The sequence below is a fragment of the Roseburia sp. OM02-15 genome (assembly GCF_003481835.1).
GTDB lineage: Bacteria > Bacillota > Clostridia > Lachnospirales > Lachnospiraceae > Eubacterium_I > Eubacterium_I ramulus_A.
Genome location: NZ_QULX01000059.1, coordinates 1 through 414 on the forward strand (window position 1 = coordinate 1; position 414 = coordinate 414).

A 414-nucleotide genomic window follows, 5' to 3' on the forward strand; every position below is an offset into this window, starting at 1 on the left:
AATTGCGCAAATAATTGGCACAATTCACACAATAGCGGTAAAAACTGCAAGATGACCTACTTCGACAAATCCGCCCGAAATGTGTTGACTTCTGCCGGCAGCAGTGCTATTATAAGCAAGCTGTCGCTGATGCAGCGGCACATACAGAAGAAAAGTAAGGACAACAGACGGCATGGGATGCGACAGTCAGTTCTTGAAAAACTTCTGGATGGGAAGAAAAAAGTTGTTGACAAAGCCGATCGCTGGTGATAAGATAAACAGGCTGTCGCTTGAAACGACAACAAAGAAAAATAAAAAAGTTGTTGACAAAGACAAATGCTTTTGATAAAATGTAAAAGCTGTCGCAAAGACAACGAACAAAGAACTTTGATAACTGAACAGTGAAATAACCTTGAAAGATTCATTGAGAACAGC

Annotated in this window: 1 protein-coding gene; it reads left to right on the forward strand. The window is 40.3% G+C overall.

Annotated elements, in window-relative coordinates:
• The coding region (locus tag DXB15_RS17120; RefSeq protein WP_207666152.1) for a hypothetical protein at positions 1-249 on the forward strand (249 nt) is incomplete at its 5' end.
• Positions 250-414 lie beyond the last annotated feature (165 nt).